Source organism: Actinoplanes sp. NPDC051633, from assembly GCF_040681735.1.
Classification (GTDB): domain Bacteria; phylum Actinomycetota; class Actinomycetes; order Mycobacteriales; family Micromonosporaceae; genus Actinoplanes.
On the sequence record NZ_JBFAZH010001584.1, the window covers coordinates 1 to 1,435 of the forward strand.

Annotated in this window: 2 protein-coding genes; both read left to right on the forward strand. The window is 70.5% G+C overall.

The genetic code is table 11. The features are described 5' to 3' along the window. Positions 1 to 757 (forward strand): sigma factor-like helix-turn-helix DNA-binding protein (locus tag AB0M20_RS43335; RefSeq protein ID WP_364307309.1); only part of this gene is annotated, 757 nt, incomplete at its 5' end. A 37-nt stretch (positions 758 to 794) separates the two neighbouring features. Continuing rightward, positions 795 to 1,435, forward strand: a 641-nt coding sequence (locus AB0M20_RS43340) for an FAD-dependent oxidoreductase (RefSeq protein WP_364307311.1), incomplete at its 3' end; no start/stop codon positions are given.

Sequence of the window (1,435 nt, forward strand, 5' to 3'; positions counted from 1 at the left end):
GGACGCCTGGCTGCGGTGGCAGACGACGGACCGCAGCAAGGTGGTGAACCCGGCGGCGTTCCTGGCCACCACGACGACCCGGCTGGCCATCAACTCGCTGCAGTCGGCGCGGGCGCGGCGCGAGACGTACATCGGGCCGTGGCTGCCCGAGCCGGTCGACACCGGCGCCGATCCCTATCTGGGCGCCGAGCGCGGCGAGGCGCTGCAGTTCGCGGCCCTGATGCTGATGGAGAAGCTCACCCCCAACGAACGCGCGGCCTACGTGCTGCGCGAGGCCTTCGACTACCCGTACGCGCAGATCGCCGACATCCTGCAGTCCACCGAGCCCGCGGTGCGTCAGCTCGTCAGCCGGGCGCGCAAACACATGGCCGGTGAGCGGCGCGCGCCGGTCAGCCTCGCCGAGCAGCGCAAGCTGCTGACCACGTTCATCGACGCGGCGAGGTCCGGTGACATGGCGGAGCTGGAGCAGCTGTTCGCGGCCGAGGCGGTGAGCCTGTCCGACGGCAACGGCGCGTACCAGATCGCCCGCCGGCCGATCGTCGGAGCGGACCGGGTGGCAAGCTTCCTGGCGGCGATCGCCTGGAACTGGCCGGGCCTCGAGGTCGAGTTCGTGACCGTGAACGGGCAGGCGTCGGCGCTGCTGAGGCGCGACGGCGAGCTCTACGGCGTGCTCGCCGTCACCGTCACCGACGGCGGCATCGACCGGGTGCTCTGGATGCTCAACCCGGACAAGCTCGGGGCTGTCACAACCGGGTGAGCCATCCGGTCTTATTGGTGTGACAACGAGAATTCTTGTGGTTGGCGGCGGCTACGCGGGTTTCTACACCGCCTGGAAGCTGGAGAAGAAGCTCCGGCGCGGCGAGGCGCAGGTCGTGGTGGTCGATCCGCGGCCGTACATGACGTATCAGCCCTTCCTGCCGGAGGTTCTGGCCGGTTCGGTGGAGGCGCGGCACGCCGCGGTGTCGCTGCGCCGGCACTTGCGCAAAACCAAGATCATTTCGGGTACGGTCACCGCGGTCGACCACGAGCACCGGACGGTCGCCGTGCGGCCCGCCCAGGGTCCGGAATACGACCTCGGGTACGACGTCATCGTCGTCACCGCCGGCGCCGTGACCCGCAAACTGGCCGTGCCGGGCGTCGCGGAGCAGGCGATCGGCATGAAGCACGTCGAGGAGGCGGTGGCGATCCGCGACCGGCTGCTGACCGCCTTCGACCGGGCGTCGACGCTCGCCCCCGGGCCGCTGCGGCAGAAGCTGCTGACCGTGACCTTCGTGGGCGGCGGGTTCTCCGGCGTCGAGGGCTTCGGCGAGCTGCTGTCGCTCGCGACCTCGCTGGTCCGCAGATATCCCGAGCTGAGCGCCGAGGAGCTGCGGTTCCATCTCGTCGAGGCGCGGGACCGGATCCTGCCGGAGGTCACCGACGAACCCGGGCGCTG